Genomic DNA, 15,589 nt, shown 5'->3' on the forward strand with positions numbered 1-15,589 from the left:
GTGCGGGTACAACGCCTGTCGTCACAGGCAATGTCACAGGAAAACGATGGGGATCCGCAAACCCGCCATGGCCGGTTGGAGCGCTGCATGCAGGTGATGGCGATAGACCTGCCCAAGGCGCCGCTATGGCAACGGGTTCGCGCGCTGCGGCGGGTGTTGCCTTAAGGCAGACGGGGATGACGGTGCTTAACAAAGTGCCATTCGGGGCAGAGTCGGATAATATGTTGTTGGTATGGTGAAAAGGCCGCGCTGGATGAAACCCGAGGATCTGGAATTGCTGGTGATGCGTGAGATGCCCTTTGGCAAGCACAAGGGGCGGTTGATTGCCGATCTGCCGGGCAACTATCTCAACTGGTTTGCCCGCAAAGGCTTTCCGCCGGGCGAGATCGGCCGGCTGCTGGCGCTGATGCAGGAGATCGATCACAATGGGCTGAAGAACATTCTGCAGCCGCTCCGGCGCAAATAAAAACGATGTTGTCTGATGACGATCGATAACCAGATCGAAATTCCGCAGTCCTTCATGGACATGTACGTCACGCCTGGACACGACCGCCCCAACGCGCCGCAGGAGGTCGTGGTGGCGCGCTACGAATTGTGTGAAGACATGGCCTGCCTGCTGGCCGGGCAGGCGCAGACGCTGATGGACAAGGACAACCTCAGCGAACGGGAAGTGCTGCTGCGTTGCCATCAAGGGTTGTTGGCCGACGCGTTGGCGCTGACCGAAAAGGAAGCGCTGTGGGTCATGTACCGGCTGGCGGAACTGCTGGAGTGGACGCCGCTGGTCCTCGACGCGAGTTGAGCATGGCGAACCGTGCGCCTGATTCCTGCCCCTGCGGCAACCCGGCACTTTACGAGCTGTGTTGTGGTCGCTATATCGATGGCGGCCTGCGTGCGCCGACGGCGGAAGCGCTGATGCGATCCCGCTACACTGCGTATGCACTCGGGCGCGAGGCCTATGTGCGCGAAACCTGGCATCCGGCAACGCGACCGGGCGCTCTGGACTTGGACGATGGGGGCGCGACCAAATGGATCGGCCTCGACGTCAAGCGCCACGAGTTGCAGGACCAGAGCCATGCTACCGTTGAATTCATAGCGCGTTATAAGATCAATGGCCGGGCACATCGCCTGCATGAACTCAGTCGTTTCATTTGCGTAGACGACCAGTGGTTCTATGTCGATGGCGACATCAGGCCATAGCGAATAATGTTCATATCAATTTGACATGCTTTGGCACTTTTAATGAGAGGTATTCATGCACATTCAAGGCTCAATCGACTTTGCCATTAGCGAGCGCTCGCCTGAACGCGTTGTTGCGGAAATGCCAATTACGGCTGGCATCAGGAATCCCTTTGGTGTTGTGCATGCCGGAGCAATATTGTGGTTTGCTGACGTTGCCGCATCGGTCCTTGTGCTGGGACCGGTAGCTCCAACGGAAGGCATGAAGGGTTTTCCTCTGGCGATTAATCTGAATGCCCATTTCCTTGGAAACCAGACGGAAGGATTGTTCAAGGCTGTTTCATCGTTCGTAAAACGAGGCCGCACGGTCAGTGTCGTTCGCACCATAGTTTATGGGGCGACCGACAAGGTCATCGCGGATATAACTACAAGTCATGTTCTCTCAAAGTAACTACGCTGCAGGCATAGCCGGATCAGTGTCCAGCAATTCGTTGCAGGTTGGCCGCCATGCGTCCGATGTTTCAAGCCACAAGCAGATTTAACACACTGAGTCCTGTAAGGTACTCCAGTGACTGACCGCTCAGGCTGAAGTCAAGCGTTGAATGTCTGCTGTCCGGAAATCCATATGGCCGCTGTGGAGCACGCCCCGTTCGTGAGCTATCATTCGTCATTAGGCAGCAAACAGTCTGCCGATATATCCCTTCCACCTGATTTGCTTATCTTTATCCAATGGTACCGAACTCCCTCAAACGTTACGCCTGGTTGTCTATTTTTACGGCACTCGCCACGATTCTCCTGAAGGGTGCGGCATGGAGGCTCACTGGCTCGGTGGGTTTGCTCTCGGACGCCATCGAATCGTTTGTCAATCTGGCAGGAGCGCTGATGGCGCTGGCCATGCTCTCGCTGGCGGCGACTCCGGCCGACGACGATCATGCCCATGGACACAGCAAGGCGGAATACTTTTCAAGCGCGTTCGAGGGTTTCCTGATCCTGTTGGCGGCCATCAGTATTGCTTACACGGCTATTGGCCGTTTCATGGATCCGCAACCGCTGGAAGATGTAGACGTTGGTTTGATCGTTTCCGTCGTCGCCTCAATCCTCAATCTTTGGACGGCCCGGGTTCTTTTGGGCGTTGGACGCAGTCATAACTCGATTACCCTTGAGGCGGATGCGCATCACTTGCTGACCGACGTGTGGACATCGGTTGGCGTCATTCTCGGCGTTGGATTGGTTTGGTTTACCGGCTGGTTGTGGCTCGACCCGGCGATTGCCTTGTTGGTGGCCGTCAATATCGTGTGGACGGGATGGCAGTTGATGAGCCGTTCCGCTTCCGGTTTGATGGATGTTTCCGTGCCGGTTGAAACGCTTGATGCAATCAATGCGGTACTGGATACTTACCGGGCCAAAGGCATCGATTTCCATGCGCTGCGCACGCGCCAGGCTGGCGCGCGAGCCTTTGCTACTGTTCATGTGTTGGTTCCGGGGGCCTGGACGGTGCAGCAGGGGCACGACTGTCTCGAAAAGATTGAAACCGATTTACGTAGTGCAGTACCTTACATGCATGTGACGACACACCTGGAACCCAGGGAAGATCCGGCCTCGCTGCTGGACGAGAGCCTGGATCGGTCATGACCTCGCACTCTGCAACCGAGACTAATCGCCGATCGATCCCCGTCCTGCCTTCACCGTCGCGCGCCGCGCCTTGTTTTCCAGGCGCTTCGCGACGGCGCTCCGGGTTGGTTTGGTCGGGCGGCGTTTTTTCGGCAGCACGGCGACGCTGGCAATCAGTTCCTGCAAGCGACGCAGCGCTTCGCCGCGGTTTTTCTCGAGGCTGCGGTATTCCTGCGCCTTGATGATGACCACGCCTTCCTTGCTGATGCGCTGGTCGCCGAGTTTCAACAGCCGCGCGCGAATCGTTTCCGGCAGCGACGAGGCGGCGATGTCGAAACGCAGATGAACTGCGTTGGCGACCTTGTTGACGTTCTGCCCGCCGGCGCCTTGCGCACGGATTGCGGTGATGTCGACTTCTTCTGGCGGGATGGCGAAGCGGGGGCGCATACAGGCAGCCGATAATGCATTGAAGTACTATTGTAATGTTTCATAACTGCCGGGCACCGTTGCCGGCGCCTATCCAGAAACGGCCGTCAAGGCTTCCACAGCCGCAACACCGATTGCCAAAGAACCGCTTGCTGCACTGCATTCGGTGTAGTCTTGCTGGACTTATCCGACCCAGAGATAAAACATCGATGACTGACACTCGTTACTGTTACCACTGCGGGACGAATCACCCCAAGGAACAAATGCGTCAAATTGAAACCAAGGGGGGCCCGCGCTGGCGCTGCATCAAGAGTATTGAAGCGACCAAGCGCGGCAGGGCAGCCCGCGAGGAGTTTGGACGGCAGACTTCGGCCATCAACAAAGCGGAATCCCAGAGCAAGGTAAGGGCGCTGCTGAATCCGGAGCGAGCCTTTGACCGATCCGGCAAATAGCAACTGTCTTTCAGCGGAGAATGACGAATCCAGGCCTTGACAGCGGTACAGGCATTGCCTAGGCTTGAATTGCGTTCGACGTGAGTGCAGTCGGGGAAGGAGCCAGGCACTGAGAAAGAGGAACGAGAAGTAATAAAAACTCTGTCTGATAAATGAAGGAACCATTCGGGTTCCCTGCCGTCAAGGCAGCGCCGATTTGAAAATCAGCTTGCGGGCGCGACAAGTTCAGCTAAAGCGAAAAGGAAGGCCCGTCAGGACTTTGGTTCGAGCGGGTCTTCCTCTTTGCGGCTATCCGGATTTCGTTGCGGGGACGAAATCATCAATGACTCCAACGTGTCCAGAACAGCGTGATGACATTAGCAAGAGTTTTGGCCGCTTAAGGATCATAAAGCGGCCGGTCAGTAATTCAGGCTGACTGTCTCTGAGTCAGCCAAAGTAGTCAGCCGTAGCTAGAAACAAGTTCGTCAATTAGTTGATTAATGCGAAGTAAGTCTGTTATTGCTTGTTGCACTTCAAAGTTGAATCCGCCAAGCTTCCGGCTTGGCGCTACTGCATCGAGCTTGGCGTTTGCGGCCAGGGCAAAGCAAGAACGTCTATTCAGCCAGCACGAGTTTTGCGATGCTGTTGTTTACGGCGACGAAGCTCTATCCGGGACTGGCTCGCTAACCAGCAACATCGAGTTGCTCAGCAGTATTGGCCAATTGCGGACACTGATCGTTGGATTTCAATTCATGCAAGGCGCGTCGGGAGCGCTTCCCAATAGGAAACTTGTCGATACTTTTGGGTTTTGACAAATATAGTATTGATTCTATACAATGAGCAACACTTATTAAATCAGGAAGAGCTGTGGGACGGCAAGAAGAGGGTCTTGGTTTTCTGCTGGCGGACGTTTCACGCTTGATGCGACGGGCGTTTCAACAACGGCTAAATGGCAGTTCGTTAACGCTGGCCCAGGCTCGAGCACTTGTCTACGTGTCTCGACATGAGGGTGTCCGGCAAGTAGAGATTGCCGAGTTCTTGGAAGTCCAGCCGATCACGCTCGCCCGCCTGATTGATCAGTTGGCGGATGCCGGCTTTGTCGAACGTCGCCCCGATCCTTCGGATCGAAGGGCATATCAAATCTATTTGACGCCTGACGCTTCTCCCCAATTGGCCGCAATAAAGAAAGTTGCGGCAGCAATCCGCGCGGATGCCCTTCGCGGGCTGGGCAAACAGGAGGCTGCTTCATTGTTATCTGCTTTGACCAAGATGCAGAACAATCTGGCCCCGCGGCAATAAGAACCCTTTAAAGGCGGATTCTGGAAACCAACGTGCTATGAGCGACATTCCAAGCGGCGACGACGAGCCTCCCTTCTACACGGCGAGCCTTTCCCAACGGCAGACGAAACGGCTGGTACTTCTGGTCGTGATACCTTTGATCGCGGCGCTTGTCATTGCAGTCTTGTATTTGCATGGCGGGCGCTATGTTGAAACCGATAATGCCTACGTCAAGGCGGACATGGTGCCTGTGAGTGCAGACGTGTCGGGCACCATCAAGGAGGTGCTGGTTCAGGAGAACCAATCCGTCGTGGCCGGCCAGCCGTTATTCCGGATCGATCCGGCGTCGTTTCAGGTTGCGGTTGCCAAGGCGGAGGCCAAGCTCGCGCAGGTGCGTACCGATCTCGCGGCGCTCCAGGCAAGCTACCGCGAAAAGCAAGCCGAGATCGCCTTGGCAAAGACCAGGCACGCGTTTGCCCAAAGAGAGCAGCGACGGCAGGCTGATCTGGTCGACAGACATTTCATTTCCGCCTCCCGCTTCGACGACGCAACGCAAAGCGCCGACATCGCCCGACAGCAGATCGCTGCCTTGAATCAGGATCTGAAGCGCATCGCCGAAACCCTGGGCGGCAACATCGATACGCCGATCGAACATCACCCCGGCTACCGCGCCGCCAGCGCCGAGTTGGATCAAGCCAGGCTCGATCTGGCGCGAACCGAAGTACGCGCTTCACTGCCCGGAACTGTCAGCAACCGCCCCAAGCCGGGGCAGTACCTCGCGGCAGGTAGTGCCGCGATGGCACTGGTGGTCAGTGGCAGCGTTTGGGTCGAAGCCAATTTCACCGAGACGGACCTTACCTACGTCCGCCCGGGCGAGTCGGTGGTCATCCATGTGGACACCTATCCCGACACCGTGTGGAAAGGTGTCGTCGACAGCCTGAGTCCAGCCACGGGAGCAGAGTTCTCGGTCATTCCGGCGCAGAATGCCACCGGCAACTGGGTCAAGATCACCCAGCGGGTGCCGGTACGCATCAAACTCGATGCCGCACCGGGACAACCGGCATTGCGCGCGGGCCTCAGTACGATCGTCAATATCGATACGGGTCATCGCCGCCGTTTCATGGGGCTGTCTCTGTGAAAACCGGTTCATGGCAGCCGTGATGACAGTGGCGGCCCCGGAGCGTACGCACCGGGGATTCGTCACCCTCTCGGTCATGCTGGCCACCATCATGCAGGCGCTGGACACGACCATCGCCAACGTGGCGTTGCCGCACATGCAGGGAACGATGGGGGCAACCCAGGACCAGATCGCCTGGGTGCTGACCTCCTACATCGTAGCTGCGGCCATCGTGATGCCTCTCACGGGCTTCCTCGCGGCCCGTCTCGGACGCAAGCGCCTCTTCATGTGGGCGGTGGCTGGCTTCACTGTTGCATCGATGCTCTGCGGGGCGGCGCAGAACCTCTCCCAGATCGTAGTGTTTCGGCTCCTGCAGGGCGTGTTCGGTGCCAGCCTGGTACCACTGTCTCAGTCGGTATTGCTCGATGCCTATCCACGCGAACAGCATGGCTCCGCCATGGCCCTGTGGGGGGTCGGCGTGATGGTCGGCCCGATCCTGGGACCGTCGCTGGGCGGATGGCTTACCGAGTATTACAACTGGCGCTGGGTCTTTTACATTAACTTGCCGTTTGGACTTCTGGCATGGTTTGGTCTTGCGGCCTACGTGCATGAAACGCCGATTGATCACTCACGCCGCTTCGATCTCCTTGGTTTTGCCTTCCTCGCCATTAGCATTGGCGCACTGCAAATGATGCTGGATCGCGGCGAGTCTCTTGATTGGTTCGCCAGTCGTGAAATCACGATGGAGGCAATGCTCGCCGGTCTGTGCCTCTACCTCTTCATCGTCCATATCTTCACGCACCGGCACCCGTTTATCGAACCTGGCCTGTTCAAGGACCGGAACTTCAGCATCGGCCTGGTGTTCATATTCAACGTTGGTGTCGTCCTCTTGGCAACGATGGCCCTGCTGCCGCCCTTCATGCAAAACCTGATGGGCTATCCAGTGATCGATATCGGCTTTCTTCTTGTCCCGCGTGGGGTCGGCACTTTGATCGCATTGATCACTGTAGGCAAGCTGTCGCGCCGGGTCGATGCGCGTTACATGATCTTTCTGGGATTTGTCCTCACGACGCTTTCCCTGTGGGACATGACGCAGTTCACACTGGACATCAGTGGCTGGGACATTGTTCGTACTGGCATGACGCAGGGACTTGGCCTCGGCCTTATCTACGTGCCGGTGACCACCATCAGCTTTTCCACACTGGCCACGCACTACCGAAACGAGGGAACGGCGTTATTCAACCTCATGCGCAACCTCGGCAGCAGTATCGGAATTTCTGTGGTGATGACCTATCTTGCGCAACGGACGCAGGCCAACCACGCGGCGTTCGCCACTTACATCACTCCTTTCAGGCCAGTTATCGAAACCGCGGCTGGCGCCTACCATCTCACGTCGCCGCAGGGATTAGCGATAATCAACGCCGAAGTCACGCGCCAAGCGGCTATGCTCGCCTATCTGCAGGACTTTCGGTTGATGATGTTTCTGGCCTTGACAGCAATCCCGATGATCATTCTGCTGCGGGCGCCCGCCAAGACACCAACTGAGGTCGAAGTGCCAGCATCGATGGAGTGACGCTGGACGTTGGGCTGCATTCTGGCAGCCATTAACTTCATTTTGGGCACGTAGTGCGAGTAGAGGACCACTTGCAGTGGGTTGCTAGCTGTGGCTAACGACCGTTTCGGAGCGGCGGAATTTGAAAGCTGTTGTGGCACAAGGTCCCATGAACGTATGGCATCAAACTAGCCTATAACAGTCGCCTGAAAACCCGAGATTATCGAGTCAAGAATGTCCTCTCCTGACCGATCTGAGACTGATTCTATCCGCATAAGCCACAATCCAATGCCATTGGGCGCTGCACAGCCGATTATCAATCACAAAATCCGGATACCTTTTTTACACCATCAAACAAATGCGCCGCCAGGCAATCATGCAAATATACGAGGGCAGCGGCGAAATGCCGCACGGCGTTATTTTGCGCGAAATGCTGAAGGAATGACGGCCGCCAGCGTCAGGGCGCTGAAGACGACGCCGGCGAGGAAGGTGTATGTCGCCCCGAACTGGTCCCACAACAGGCCGGCGATGGCGCTGGCAAGCAGCATGGCCAGCCCGCTCACGAGATTGAAGAAACCATAGGCCGTGCCGCGCAAATCCGCCGGCGCGGTAGCGGCCACCATCGTGGCCAGAAGACCCTGGGTGATGCCCATGTGCAGGCCCCAGAGGGAGATGCCGGCCCATACCCATAGCCACTGGTTGCTGAAGGCCAGCATGCCGTCGGCGGCGATCAGCAACACCATTCCGCCAGCCAGCAGCCGCGAATGGCTCATCGCATCCGAGAGTTTGCCGAAGGGATAGGCGCTCACGGCGTAGATCGCATTCATGCCGATGAACACCAGCGGCGTGTAAGCGATAGGCAGGCCGCCTTGTTGGGCGCGCAGCACCAGGAAGGCTTCGGAAAAACGCGCCAGCGTGAAGACCGCACCGATCCCCACTACTCGCCAGTAAGCGGCCGGGAGGCGGCGCAAATTCCCGCGCTGGATCGGATTGGTGCGCTTGCCGTCCTGATGCCGTTCGGGTTCCTGTACGCCGAAGAACAGCAGCGCGACGGCGAGAAAAGCCGGGATGACCGCCACCCAGAATACGGCGCGAAAATCGTTCGCCCACAGCAGCATGAGGACCAGCGCGAGCAGCGGGCCGAGGAAGGCGCCGACGGTATCGAGCGACTGGCGCAGGCCAAAGGCCGCGCCACGGATTGCGGGTGGCGCGATATCCGCCACCAGGGCATCGCGCGGTGCGCCGCGGATGCCCTTGCCGACACGATCGATCAGGCGCGCCGCCAGCACCGGTGCGGCACTGGACGCCAGCGCGAACAGCGGCTTGGAGATGGCACCCAGCCCATAACCGAAGATGGCCAGGGGCTTGCGTTTGCCCCAGTAATCGCTCAATGCCCCGGAGAACACTTTCACGATCAGTGCCGTGGCCTCCGCCGCGCCTTCGATCAGTCCGATGTTGAAAGCGCTGACACCGAGCGCGGTAAACAGGAACACCGGCAGCAGGCTATGGATCAGTTCGGAGGAAACGTCCATCAGCAGGCTGACAAAACCCAGCGCCCAGATGCTGCCTGGAATTTTCATGGTGATCTTTGCGTTGGCGGCGTCGTTCATAAACCAGGTTATGCGATTTGCTTGACGGTTCCGGTTGTTGCCGTGCCTGTCGGATTCGCGGCCAGCGCCAGCTTGTACTGCGCCACTGCCTGCCACAGGTACCACGCCGCGGTGGAACGGTAGGGCGCCCACGGCTGGCCGATGGCGGCGAGTTCCTTCGGCGCCGGTTGCCTGGGCAGTCCCTTGATCAGGCGCCAGCCTTCGCGTATGCCAAAGTCATCGACCGGCAATACGTCCGGCCGCCCCAGGGTAAAGATCAGCAGCATCTCCACGGTCCAGCGGCCGATGCCGTGCAACGACGTGAGCCGCGCGATCAGTTCCTGGTCGCGCATCACATCCGCCATGCGCCGCGACGGCACGACGCCTTGTAGCGTTTTTTCGGCGATGCCGCGGATGGTGGCGATCTTGGCCAGCGAAAAGCCGCAGCCACGCAGCATATTGTCATCGGTGGCGAGAATCATTTCCGGTGATGGAAACGGTTCATCAGGATAGAGCGCGAGAAAACGTTTGAATATGGCCTGTGCGGCGCGTCCGTTAAGTTGCTGATGGGTGACGGCATGCACCAGCGCCTGAAATGGCTCGCGACCCCTGTCCAGCGCAAGTTGGCAGGGTCCGACCAGATCGATCAGGATGGCCCAGTCCGGATCGCAGCATGCAAGATGCGCGGTGGCTTTGTCGAGTCGCTGTCGCGAAGCTTTGTTCATGGGGCGGGTTGCGCTATGCCGATGCCTGATGAAGCTTCGCACTATAACGGCATCGGTGATCTTTGTACCACTGCGCTATAGTGAAATACCATTCTGGGCAAAGGAAATGGCAAGCGAAGAAAGGCAGATGGCGCGATGGAACATTTCGCCTGGTCGGCTTCTTCGTCAACCTTGCCGCGGTAGCGGTGATGTTTTACGCAACCTGATTTGACGCAAGCGAAGGAGATCATCCATGAGCGGCATCCATGACATCGAAGTCAAGACCATCGACGGGCAAACACAAAAGCTTTCCGTCTATGCCGGCAAACACCTGCTGATCGTGAACGTCGCCAGCAAGTGCGGCTTCACGCCGCAGTACCAGGGGCTGGAAAAGCTCTATCGCGATTTCAAGGACAAGGGACTTGTGGTGCTCGGTTTTCCCTGCGACCAGTTCGGTCATCAGGAACCGGGCGACGAAAACGAGATCAAGACCTTTTGTACGCTCAACTATGAGGTGAGTTTTCCGCTGTTCGCCAAGATCGAGGTGAATGGCCCCAACTCCCATCCGCTTTATCAGCGCTTGAAGCAGGATGCCAAGGGGCTGCTGGGCAGCGAAGGCATCAAGTGGAACTTTACCAAGTTCCTGGTCGATCCGCAGGGCAATGTGGTGGAGCGCTATGCGTCGATGACTACGCCGGCCCAGATTGAGAAAGACATCGCTCTGCGACTTGGCTGATTGCAATCTTTACGTTAGTACAAAGCTAAAGACGGCAAAGGCAAATCACAGAAAGGACACAGAGCGCACAGAGGAAAAACAGAGGGTTGTTGCCATTGCATCACTCATCGAACGTGTGAGCGTGGGGAGGTTGGCTTTGAAGGCTTTTCTCTGTGATCTCTTTGTCCTCTGTGGCTAACTGCTTTTCCCAGATTTACGGCAGCAAAACAGCCGCACCACTGAAACGCCCGTGACGCAGATCGTCGAGCGCCCGATTCGCTTCGCCAAGCGGGTAGTTCTTCGTGGTGACATCGAGTTTCGTTTTGCCCGCGATTTTCATGAAGGCATCGCCATCGGCGCGTGTCAGGTTCGCCACCGAGACCAGCTTGCGTTCGCGCCACAGCAGCGAGTAAGGGAAAGAGGGGATGTCGCTCATGTGGATGCCGGCGCAGACCACGACCCCCGCCGCTCTCACGGCCTGGAGCGCCAACGGCACCAAGGCGCCAACCGGAGCGAAGATCAGCGCGGCATCGAGGGGTTGCGGCGCCGCTTCATCCGAGCCGCCGGCCCATGCCGCGCCAAGACCTCGCGCCAGTTCCTGGGCGGCCAGGTCGCCGGGTCGCGTGAAGGCGTAGACCTCGCTACCCTGATGGCGCGCGACCTGTGCCACCAGATGCGCCGCCGCGCCAAAGCCGCAGAGGCCGATGCGCCTGACCGAAGCCTGCAATTCGCGCTGCGCCATGGCGTAGGCGCGATAGCCGATCAGGCCGGCGCAGAGCAGCGGCGCAGCTTCGACGTCGGTGTAGGCGGGTGGAATGGCGAATACATAGCGTGCATCGGCTATCGCATATTCGGCGTAGCCGCCCGCGATTTGATAGCCGGTGAAGCGTGCCTGCTGGCAGAGATTTTCGTGGCCGGAAAGGCAGGCCTCACAGCTGCCGCAGGTCCATCCCAGCCATGGTACGCCGACACGGTCGCCAATCTTGACGAATGCGACGCCCGCACCAACCTCAACCACGGTGCCGATGACCTCGTGCCCTGGCACGACAGGATGTGCCGGAAAAGGCAGATCGCCATCGACGATGTGCAGGTCGGTGCGGCACACGCCACAGGCTTTGACGCGAATAACGACCTGGCCTGCGCCCGCAACTGGCAGCGCGTCATGTTCGACTCGTTGCAGCGGTTGACCAATGGCAGGAAGTTGCATCGAAAACCAATGGCTCATGACCAACTCCTTGGTATCAAGGCGTTAAGTATCATACGGCTTTCAACTCGATCACGGCGCGTTTCTGCTTCTTGCCGGACAGGCCGGAAAAGAAATCGAGCAGTGCCATTTGCCAGCCGTACTTCGTGCGCAGTACGGCATAGGCACGTTCGATTATCTCGGGCTCCGCGACGATGCGGGCATGCACATCAATCCAGGGGCCTTTCACTTTTCCACGCGCATCGCAGGGGGCCATCTTCGCCTGCGGGTTGGCGCGAATGCGCTTCACCTTGCCGGACGTACCCGCACTGAACAGATAGAAATGTTCCCCCGCTCCTGCCAGCCAGACCGGGGTGAGCACCTCGGTGCCATTGCGTCGACAGGTGGCGAGACTGATGTAGCGCTCTATGGCGGGGTTGAAGGGAAGGGAGTTCATCACAGGGAGTACCAAGAGCAGGCAGCAGGAATGGCGAATGACATAGATAGCTTAGCTGCTTTTGCGATCTGATGTTTGGTATCCTGCCACCCATTCAAAACGCAGGCATCTCAAGTTGAATAAAACTGATTTTCGAGAGATATTCCCATGCAGAATGACGCTGCAAGGCCCTGGCCATACGTTAATGCTGGCCTTTCTGGCGATTTGTGCGTTGACGCGCGCCGCGCTGTTGTGGAAGACCGGCGCCACACAAGTGCCGCCTGCGCTGTGGCCTGGTATTTTCGCCATCGGTCTGTGGTTCGACTTGGCCGTGCTGGCATGGCTGGCCTCTCCCCTTTTGTTGTGGCAGGCTTTGCGGCGCAAGGGAATGGTGCTTACGCCGTTGCGCAAGATGTTGCGCATCGCACTGTGCTGGCTGGCGATCAGCCTATTGTTGTTTGGCGCGCTGGCGGAGTGGACCTTCTGGGACGAGTTTTCCACGCGCTTCAACTTCATTGCCGTCGATTACCTGATCTACACGCATGAGGTGATCGGCAATATCCTCGAGTCTTATCCGGTGGGCGCCTTGTTGGCTGGGATAGGATTGGCAGGCGCGGCCTTGGTGTGGACATTGAGCGCGCGAATTTTGGCTGTATCCGTGACACAACCGCGTCGGCTGGTGCTGGTAGGCATTGCCATCGCGCTGCCGCTGGCCAGTTGGTATTTGGCAGACAGCGACCAGATGCTGTTCTCGGCGAATGTGTATGCCAACGAGCTGGCCGGCAATGGACTGATGACTTTCTTCGCCGCGCTACGTCGCAATGATCTCGATTACGATCGCTTCTACCGTACTGTACCGGATGCCAAAGCGCATCACATTCTGGCCACGCTCGGCGTCGAGCGCGAAGAGCTTAGCGAGGCGCTCAAGGTGGATGACGAGGAGGACGAGACCTTCGACCCGCGCCGCATTCCCTTTAGCCGTCCGCCGCGCAATGTGGTACTGATTACGGTGGAAAGTCTGTCTGCCGAGTTTCTCGGCAGCTTTGGCAACAAGCAGGGGCTGACACCGCGACTCGACCGGTTGGCAAACGAAGGACTGCTGTTTACTCAGCTCTATGCGACCGGGACGCGCACTGTACGCGGGCTTGATGCGCTCACCATCGGTCTGCCGCCGATCCCCGGTCAGGCCATTGCGCGCCGCCCCGGTAACGATCACCTCGCCACCGTCGGCGAAGTGCTGCGACGCCAAGGTATTGAGACACTTTTCATCTATGGCGGCTACGGCTATTTCGACAACATGAACGCCTACTTCTCCGGCAACGACTATCAGGTCATTGATCGCACCGATTTTCCCAAGAGTTCAGTCGGCTTCGCCAACATCTGGGGAGTAGCTGACGAATACCTGTTCGACAACACCCTGACCCAGCTCGACCGGGTCCATGCATCGGGCAAGCCGTTTCTGGCGCAGATCATGACCACATCGAACCACCGGCCCTATACCTATCCCGACGGCCGCATCGACATTCCATCGCCGGGCCGACGCGAGGGTGGGGTGAAATACACTGATTACGCCATCGGCCATTTCATTGAGCAGGCGCGCGCCAAACCCTGGTTCGCCGACACCCTGTTCGTGATTGTGGCCGACCATTGCGCCTCTGCCGCAGGTAAAACCAGGCTGCCGGTACCTGGATATCATATTCCGCTCATCATGTACGCCCCGAAAATGCTTAAGCCTGGCCGCTACGATCGCATGGTGAGTCAGATCGATATTCCGCCGACGTTGATTGATGTGATGGGCCTGCGCGGCGACGAGCACTTCTTCGGTACCTCGGTGTTCGAGCAAGGCAAACACCTCCCGCGCGCCTTCATTTCCAATTACCAGGAACTGGGTTACCTCAAGGGTGATCGCCTGGTCGTACTCGGCCCCAGACAGCGCGTCGAGATGTTCAGTATTCGCGCCGGCGGCAGCGCCGTACCCGTTGTTGATGATCCGGTGCTGGAGGACGAAGCGGTTGCCTGGTACCAGACCGCATTCCGCGAGTTCAAGCGCGGCGAGTTAACCCTGCCCTGAGCGACCAGTCGCCGCCATGGCTGCTTGGGCCCGGGCAAACATTTGAGAATCGTGAATGATGCTCGGGTGACAGCCTATCAGGCGCGAACCGGGCTTGAGACCAGCCGCCCATTGTGGCCATCCTCGATCAATTCTCCTGCTGCGGCATGGTCATAGGCGACGACGCCAAGACTGCTGGCGAGCGCTTCGCCGCGCTGCATGCCGACGAACAGGTGCTGCGGGTAGCGTCGTTCATCTTTATGCGCGCAATAGTGTGTGGGCGACAAGACAGCTTGATGAACGACGCGTAACGCTCGGGTGACATCGCGCAATCCTTGCTGACACTGACGCAACAAACAACCAGGGAGGCATAGTTGTAATAAAGCTCCCTTACAATATCGGGCAGTCAATTTTGTGGCGCGGATCGCTGTTCCCGTCATTATGTGGAGCGCCAAAAACTGAACTTTGTCACCAATATCCGCGCTGCTTTTCGCCTGGCCCGCATCGGGCTGCATCTGCTGTGGGGTGTGGCAACAGTGGCGCTCGCGTTTCCGCTGCTGCCACGCGGTGCCCGACTGTGGTTGAAGGTTCGCTGGTCGCGGCAACTGCTGAATACTCTGGGGGTGCGACTGTTGTCGAGCGGAACGCCTCCTGGCGGCGCACTTCTCGTCGCGAATCACATTTCGTGGCTTGATGTATATGCCATCAATGCCCTGCTGCCAACGACTTTTGTGTCCAAAGACGATGTACGCGGCTGGCCGGTGATCGGCTGGCTCAGCGCACAAACCGGGACCGTTTTCATGGAACGCGGCAGCCGCAATGCCGCAATGCGGACCAAGGAGCGGCTGACGGATGAATTGCAGATGCATAACTGTGTCAGCATATTCCCGGAGGGAACCACCGGCTATGGCGATTCCGTAATGCCTTTTCATGGCGCGCTGTTTCAATCGGCCATCGATGCCGGGGCGCATGTGGCGCCCGCTGTATTGCAATACAGCGGACCCAACGGAGAACCTTCACGGGTGGCGGCCTATGTCGGCGATATCAGCCTGTGGCAATCCCTACGCGCCATTGTCACCGCGAGCGATCTTGCAGTGCATGTCTGCTTCCTGCCGACTATCGATTCCGATGGGCAGAATCGGCGACATCTCGCGCATCAGGCGCAGCATCGTATTCACAGCTACCTGGATAAAGCAAGGGCCGGAATGCGTTTGCAAAGGTGTGGCGTTCATCCACAGGATGTTGGCGACGGCCGTACTCAGCTGACCTGATCCGCGTGCTGCCTGATGTCTTGACTTGCTTTTGTCGAACATTTCGACAA

At 58.1% G+C, this 15,589-nt stretch carries 18 protein-coding genes; 12 read left to right on the top strand and 6 right to left on the bottom strand.

Translation table 11 applies throughout. The annotated features are described in order from the left end of the window. The first annotated feature begins 253 nt into the window (after window positions 1-253). The 5 genes from K5E80_RS01905 (at window position 254) to K5E80_RS01925 (ending at window position 2,808) form a co-directional block, all read left to right on the top strand. Complete coding sequence (locus K5E80_RS01905) at window positions 254-466, top strand: DUF3820 family protein (RefSeq protein ID WP_220634564.1); 213 nt, start codon at window positions 254-256, stop codon at window positions 464-466. A gap of 15 nt (window positions 467-481) precedes the next feature. Next, complete coding sequence (locus tag K5E80_RS01910; protein WP_220634565.1) at window positions 482-799, top strand: hypothetical protein; 318 nt, start codon at window positions 482-484, stop codon at window positions 797-799. Window positions 800-801: 2 nt separating this feature from the next. Next, complete coding sequence (locus K5E80_RS01915; protein WP_220634566.1) at window positions 802-1,197, top strand: YchJ family protein; 396 nt, start codon at window positions 802-804, stop codon at window positions 1,195-1,197. Window positions 1,198-1,252: 55 nt separating this feature from the next. Then, complete coding sequence (locus tag K5E80_RS01920) at window positions 1,253-1,627, top strand: PaaI family thioesterase (protein WP_220634567.1); 375 nt, start codon at window positions 1,253-1,255, stop codon at window positions 1,625-1,627. Between the two features lie 278 nt (window positions 1,628-1,905). Then, window positions 1,906-2,808 carry a cation diffusion facilitator family transporter gene (locus tag K5E80_RS01925; protein ID WP_220634568.1) on the top strand — a complete coding sequence of 301 codons (903 nt, stop codon included), beginning with the start codon at window positions 1,906-1,908 and terminating at the stop codon, window positions 2,806-2,808. A gap of 21 nt (window positions 2,809-2,829) precedes the next feature. On the opposite strand, the gene arfB is transcribed toward K5E80_RS01925, so the two are convergent. Next, on the bottom strand, window positions 2,830-3,234 hold the full coding sequence (arfB, locus tag K5E80_RS01930; protein WP_220634569.1) for an alternative ribosome rescue aminoacyl-tRNA hydrolase ArfB: 405 nt from the start codon (window positions 3,232-3,234) through the stop codon (window positions 2,830-2,832). Window positions 3,235-3,476: 242 nt separating this feature from the next. On the opposite strand from arfB, the gene K5E80_RS01935 reads away from it, so the two are divergent. From K5E80_RS01935 to K5E80_RS01950, 4 genes are all read left to right on the top strand, one after another. Next, window positions 3,477-3,665, top strand: a complete 189-nt coding sequence (locus K5E80_RS01935; RefSeq protein ID WP_220634570.1) for a hypothetical protein — start codon at window positions 3,477-3,479, stop codon at window positions 3,663-3,665. Between the two features lie 846 nt (window positions 3,666-4,511). Beyond that, entirely contained in the window at window positions 4,512-4,943 is a 432-nt protein-coding gene (locus tag K5E80_RS01940) for a MarR family winged helix-turn-helix transcriptional regulator (protein WP_220634571.1), read from the top strand. A 37-nt stretch (window positions 4,944-4,980) separates the two neighbouring features. Continuing rightward, window positions 4,981-6,060, top strand: a complete 1,080-nt coding sequence (locus K5E80_RS01945) for an HlyD family secretion protein (protein WP_220634572.1) — start codon at window positions 4,981-4,983, stop codon at window positions 6,058-6,060. Between the two features lie 10 nt (window positions 6,061-6,070). Next, window positions 6,071-7,612 (top strand): DHA2 family efflux MFS transporter permease subunit, encoded by a 1,542-nt coding sequence (locus K5E80_RS01950; RefSeq protein WP_220634573.1) that lies wholly within the window; start codon window positions 6,071-6,073, stop codon window positions 7,610-7,612. Window positions 7,613-8,007: 395 nt separating this feature from the next. On the opposite strand, the gene K5E80_RS01955 is transcribed toward K5E80_RS01950, so the two are convergent. Together K5E80_RS01955 and K5E80_RS01960 are read right to left on the bottom strand one after the other, a co-directional pair. After that, a complete protein-coding gene (locus tag K5E80_RS01955) occupies window positions 8,008-9,201 on the bottom strand; it encodes an MFS transporter (RefSeq protein ID WP_246590832.1) in 1,194 nt (397 codons plus the stop codon). 8 nt (window positions 9,202-9,209) lie between these two features. Continuing rightward, window positions 9,210-9,905 (bottom strand): DNA-3-methyladenine glycosylase family protein, encoded by a 696-nt coding sequence (locus K5E80_RS01960; RefSeq protein ID WP_220634574.1) that lies wholly within the window; start codon window positions 9,903-9,905, stop codon window positions 9,210-9,212. A 232-nt stretch (window positions 9,906-10,137) separates the two neighbouring features. Between K5E80_RS01960 and K5E80_RS01965 the strand changes: the two genes are divergently transcribed. Then, on the top strand, window positions 10,138-10,620 hold the full coding sequence (locus tag K5E80_RS01965; protein ID WP_220634575.1) for a glutathione peroxidase: 483 nt from the start codon (window positions 10,138-10,140) through the stop codon (window positions 10,618-10,620). Window positions 10,621-10,813: 193 nt separating this feature from the next. Here the strand turns inward: K5E80_RS01965 and K5E80_RS01970 are convergent, their stop codons facing one another. Beyond that, window positions 10,814-11,824: a zinc-dependent alcohol dehydrogenase family protein gene (locus K5E80_RS01970; protein ID WP_220634576.1), complete on the bottom strand. Its 1,011-nt coding sequence runs from the start codon at window positions 11,822-11,824 to the stop codon at window positions 10,814-10,816. A gap of 31 nt (window positions 11,825-11,855) precedes the next feature. Further along, window positions 11,856-12,239, bottom strand: coding sequence for a PPOX class F420-dependent oxidoreductase (locus K5E80_RS01975; protein ID WP_220634577.1), 384 nt, complete (start codon window positions 12,237-12,239; stop codon window positions 11,856-11,858). A gap of 154 nt (window positions 12,240-12,393) precedes the next feature. On the opposite strand from K5E80_RS01975, the gene K5E80_RS01980 reads away from it, so the two are divergent. After that, complete coding sequence (locus K5E80_RS01980) at window positions 12,394-14,289, top strand: LTA synthase family protein (protein WP_220634578.1); 1,896 nt, start codon at window positions 12,394-12,396, stop codon at window positions 14,287-14,289. A gap of 77 nt (window positions 14,290-14,366) precedes the next feature. Here K5E80_RS01980 and K5E80_RS01985 read toward each other — a convergent pair whose 3' ends face one another. Beyond that, complete coding sequence (locus tag K5E80_RS01985; RefSeq protein WP_220634579.1) at window positions 14,367-14,555, bottom strand: hypothetical protein; 189 nt, start codon at window positions 14,553-14,555, stop codon at window positions 14,367-14,369. A gap of 156 nt (window positions 14,556-14,711) precedes the next feature. Between K5E80_RS01985 and K5E80_RS01990 the strand changes: the two genes are divergently transcribed. Beyond that, entirely contained in the window at window positions 14,712-15,539 is an 828-nt protein-coding gene (locus K5E80_RS01990; protein ID WP_220634580.1) for a lysophospholipid acyltransferase family protein, read from the top strand. The last annotated feature ends 50 nt before the right edge of the window (window positions 15,540-15,589 follow it).

Origin of the sequence: Georgfuchsia toluolica, from assembly GCF_907163265.1 — a bacterium.
In the GTDB taxonomy this organism is placed as follows: Bacteria; Pseudomonadota; Gammaproteobacteria; order Burkholderiales; family Rhodocyclaceae; genus Georgfuchsia; species Georgfuchsia toluolica.

Bases quoted from the DNA above. Each gene is read 5' to 3' on its own strand.
- K5E80_RS01905 (WP_220634564.1), top strand. From the start codon at position 254: ATGAAACCCGAGGATCTGGAATTGCTGGTGATGCGTGAGATGCCCTTT.
- K5E80_RS01910 (WP_220634565.1), top strand. From the start codon at position 482: ATGACGATCGATAACCAGATCGAAATTCCGCAGTCCTTCATGGACATG.
- K5E80_RS01915 (WP_220634566.1), top strand. From the start codon at position 802: ATGGCGAACCGTGCGCCTGATTCCTGCCCCTGCGGCAACCCGGCACTT.
- K5E80_RS01920 (WP_220634567.1), top strand. From the start codon at position 1,253: ATGCACATTCAAGGCTCAATCGACTTTGCCATTAGCGAGCGCTCGCCT.
- K5E80_RS01925 (WP_220634568.1), top strand. From the start codon at position 1,906: ATGGTACCGAACTCCCTCAAACGTTACGCCTGGTTGTCTATTTTTACG.
- arfB (WP_220634569.1), bottom strand. From the start codon at position 3,234: ATGCGCCCCCGCTTCGCCATCCCGCCAGAAGAAGTCGACATCACCGCA.
- K5E80_RS01935 (WP_220634570.1), top strand. From the start codon at position 3,477: ATGCGTCAAATTGAAACCAAGGGGGGCCCGCGCTGGCGCTGCATCAAG.
- K5E80_RS01945 (WP_220634572.1), top strand. From the start codon at position 4,981: ATGAGCGACATTCCAAGCGGCGACGACGAGCCTCCCTTCTACACGGCG.
- K5E80_RS01950 (WP_220634573.1), top strand. From the start codon at position 6,071: ATGGCAGCCGTGATGACAGTGGCGGCCCCGGAGCGTACGCACCGGGGA.
- K5E80_RS01955 (WP_246590832.1), bottom strand. From the start codon at position 9,201: ATGAACGACGCCGCCAACGCAAAGATCACCATGAAAATTCCAGGCAGC.
- K5E80_RS01960 (WP_220634574.1), bottom strand. From the start codon at position 9,905: ATGAACAAAGCTTCGCGACAGCGACTCGACAAAGCCACCGCGCATCTT.
- K5E80_RS01965 (WP_220634575.1), top strand. From the start codon at position 10,138: ATGAGCGGCATCCATGACATCGAAGTCAAGACCATCGACGGGCAAACA.
- K5E80_RS01970 (WP_220634576.1), bottom strand. From the start codon at position 11,824: ATGAGCCATTGGTTTTCGATGCAACTTCCTGCCATTGGTCAACCGCTG.
- K5E80_RS01975 (WP_220634577.1), bottom strand. From the start codon at position 12,239: ATGAACTCCCTTCCCTTCAACCCCGCCATAGAGCGCTACATCAGTCTC.
- K5E80_RS01980 (WP_220634578.1), top strand. From the start codon at position 12,394: ATGACGCTGCAAGGCCCTGGCCATACGTTAATGCTGGCCTTTCTGGCG.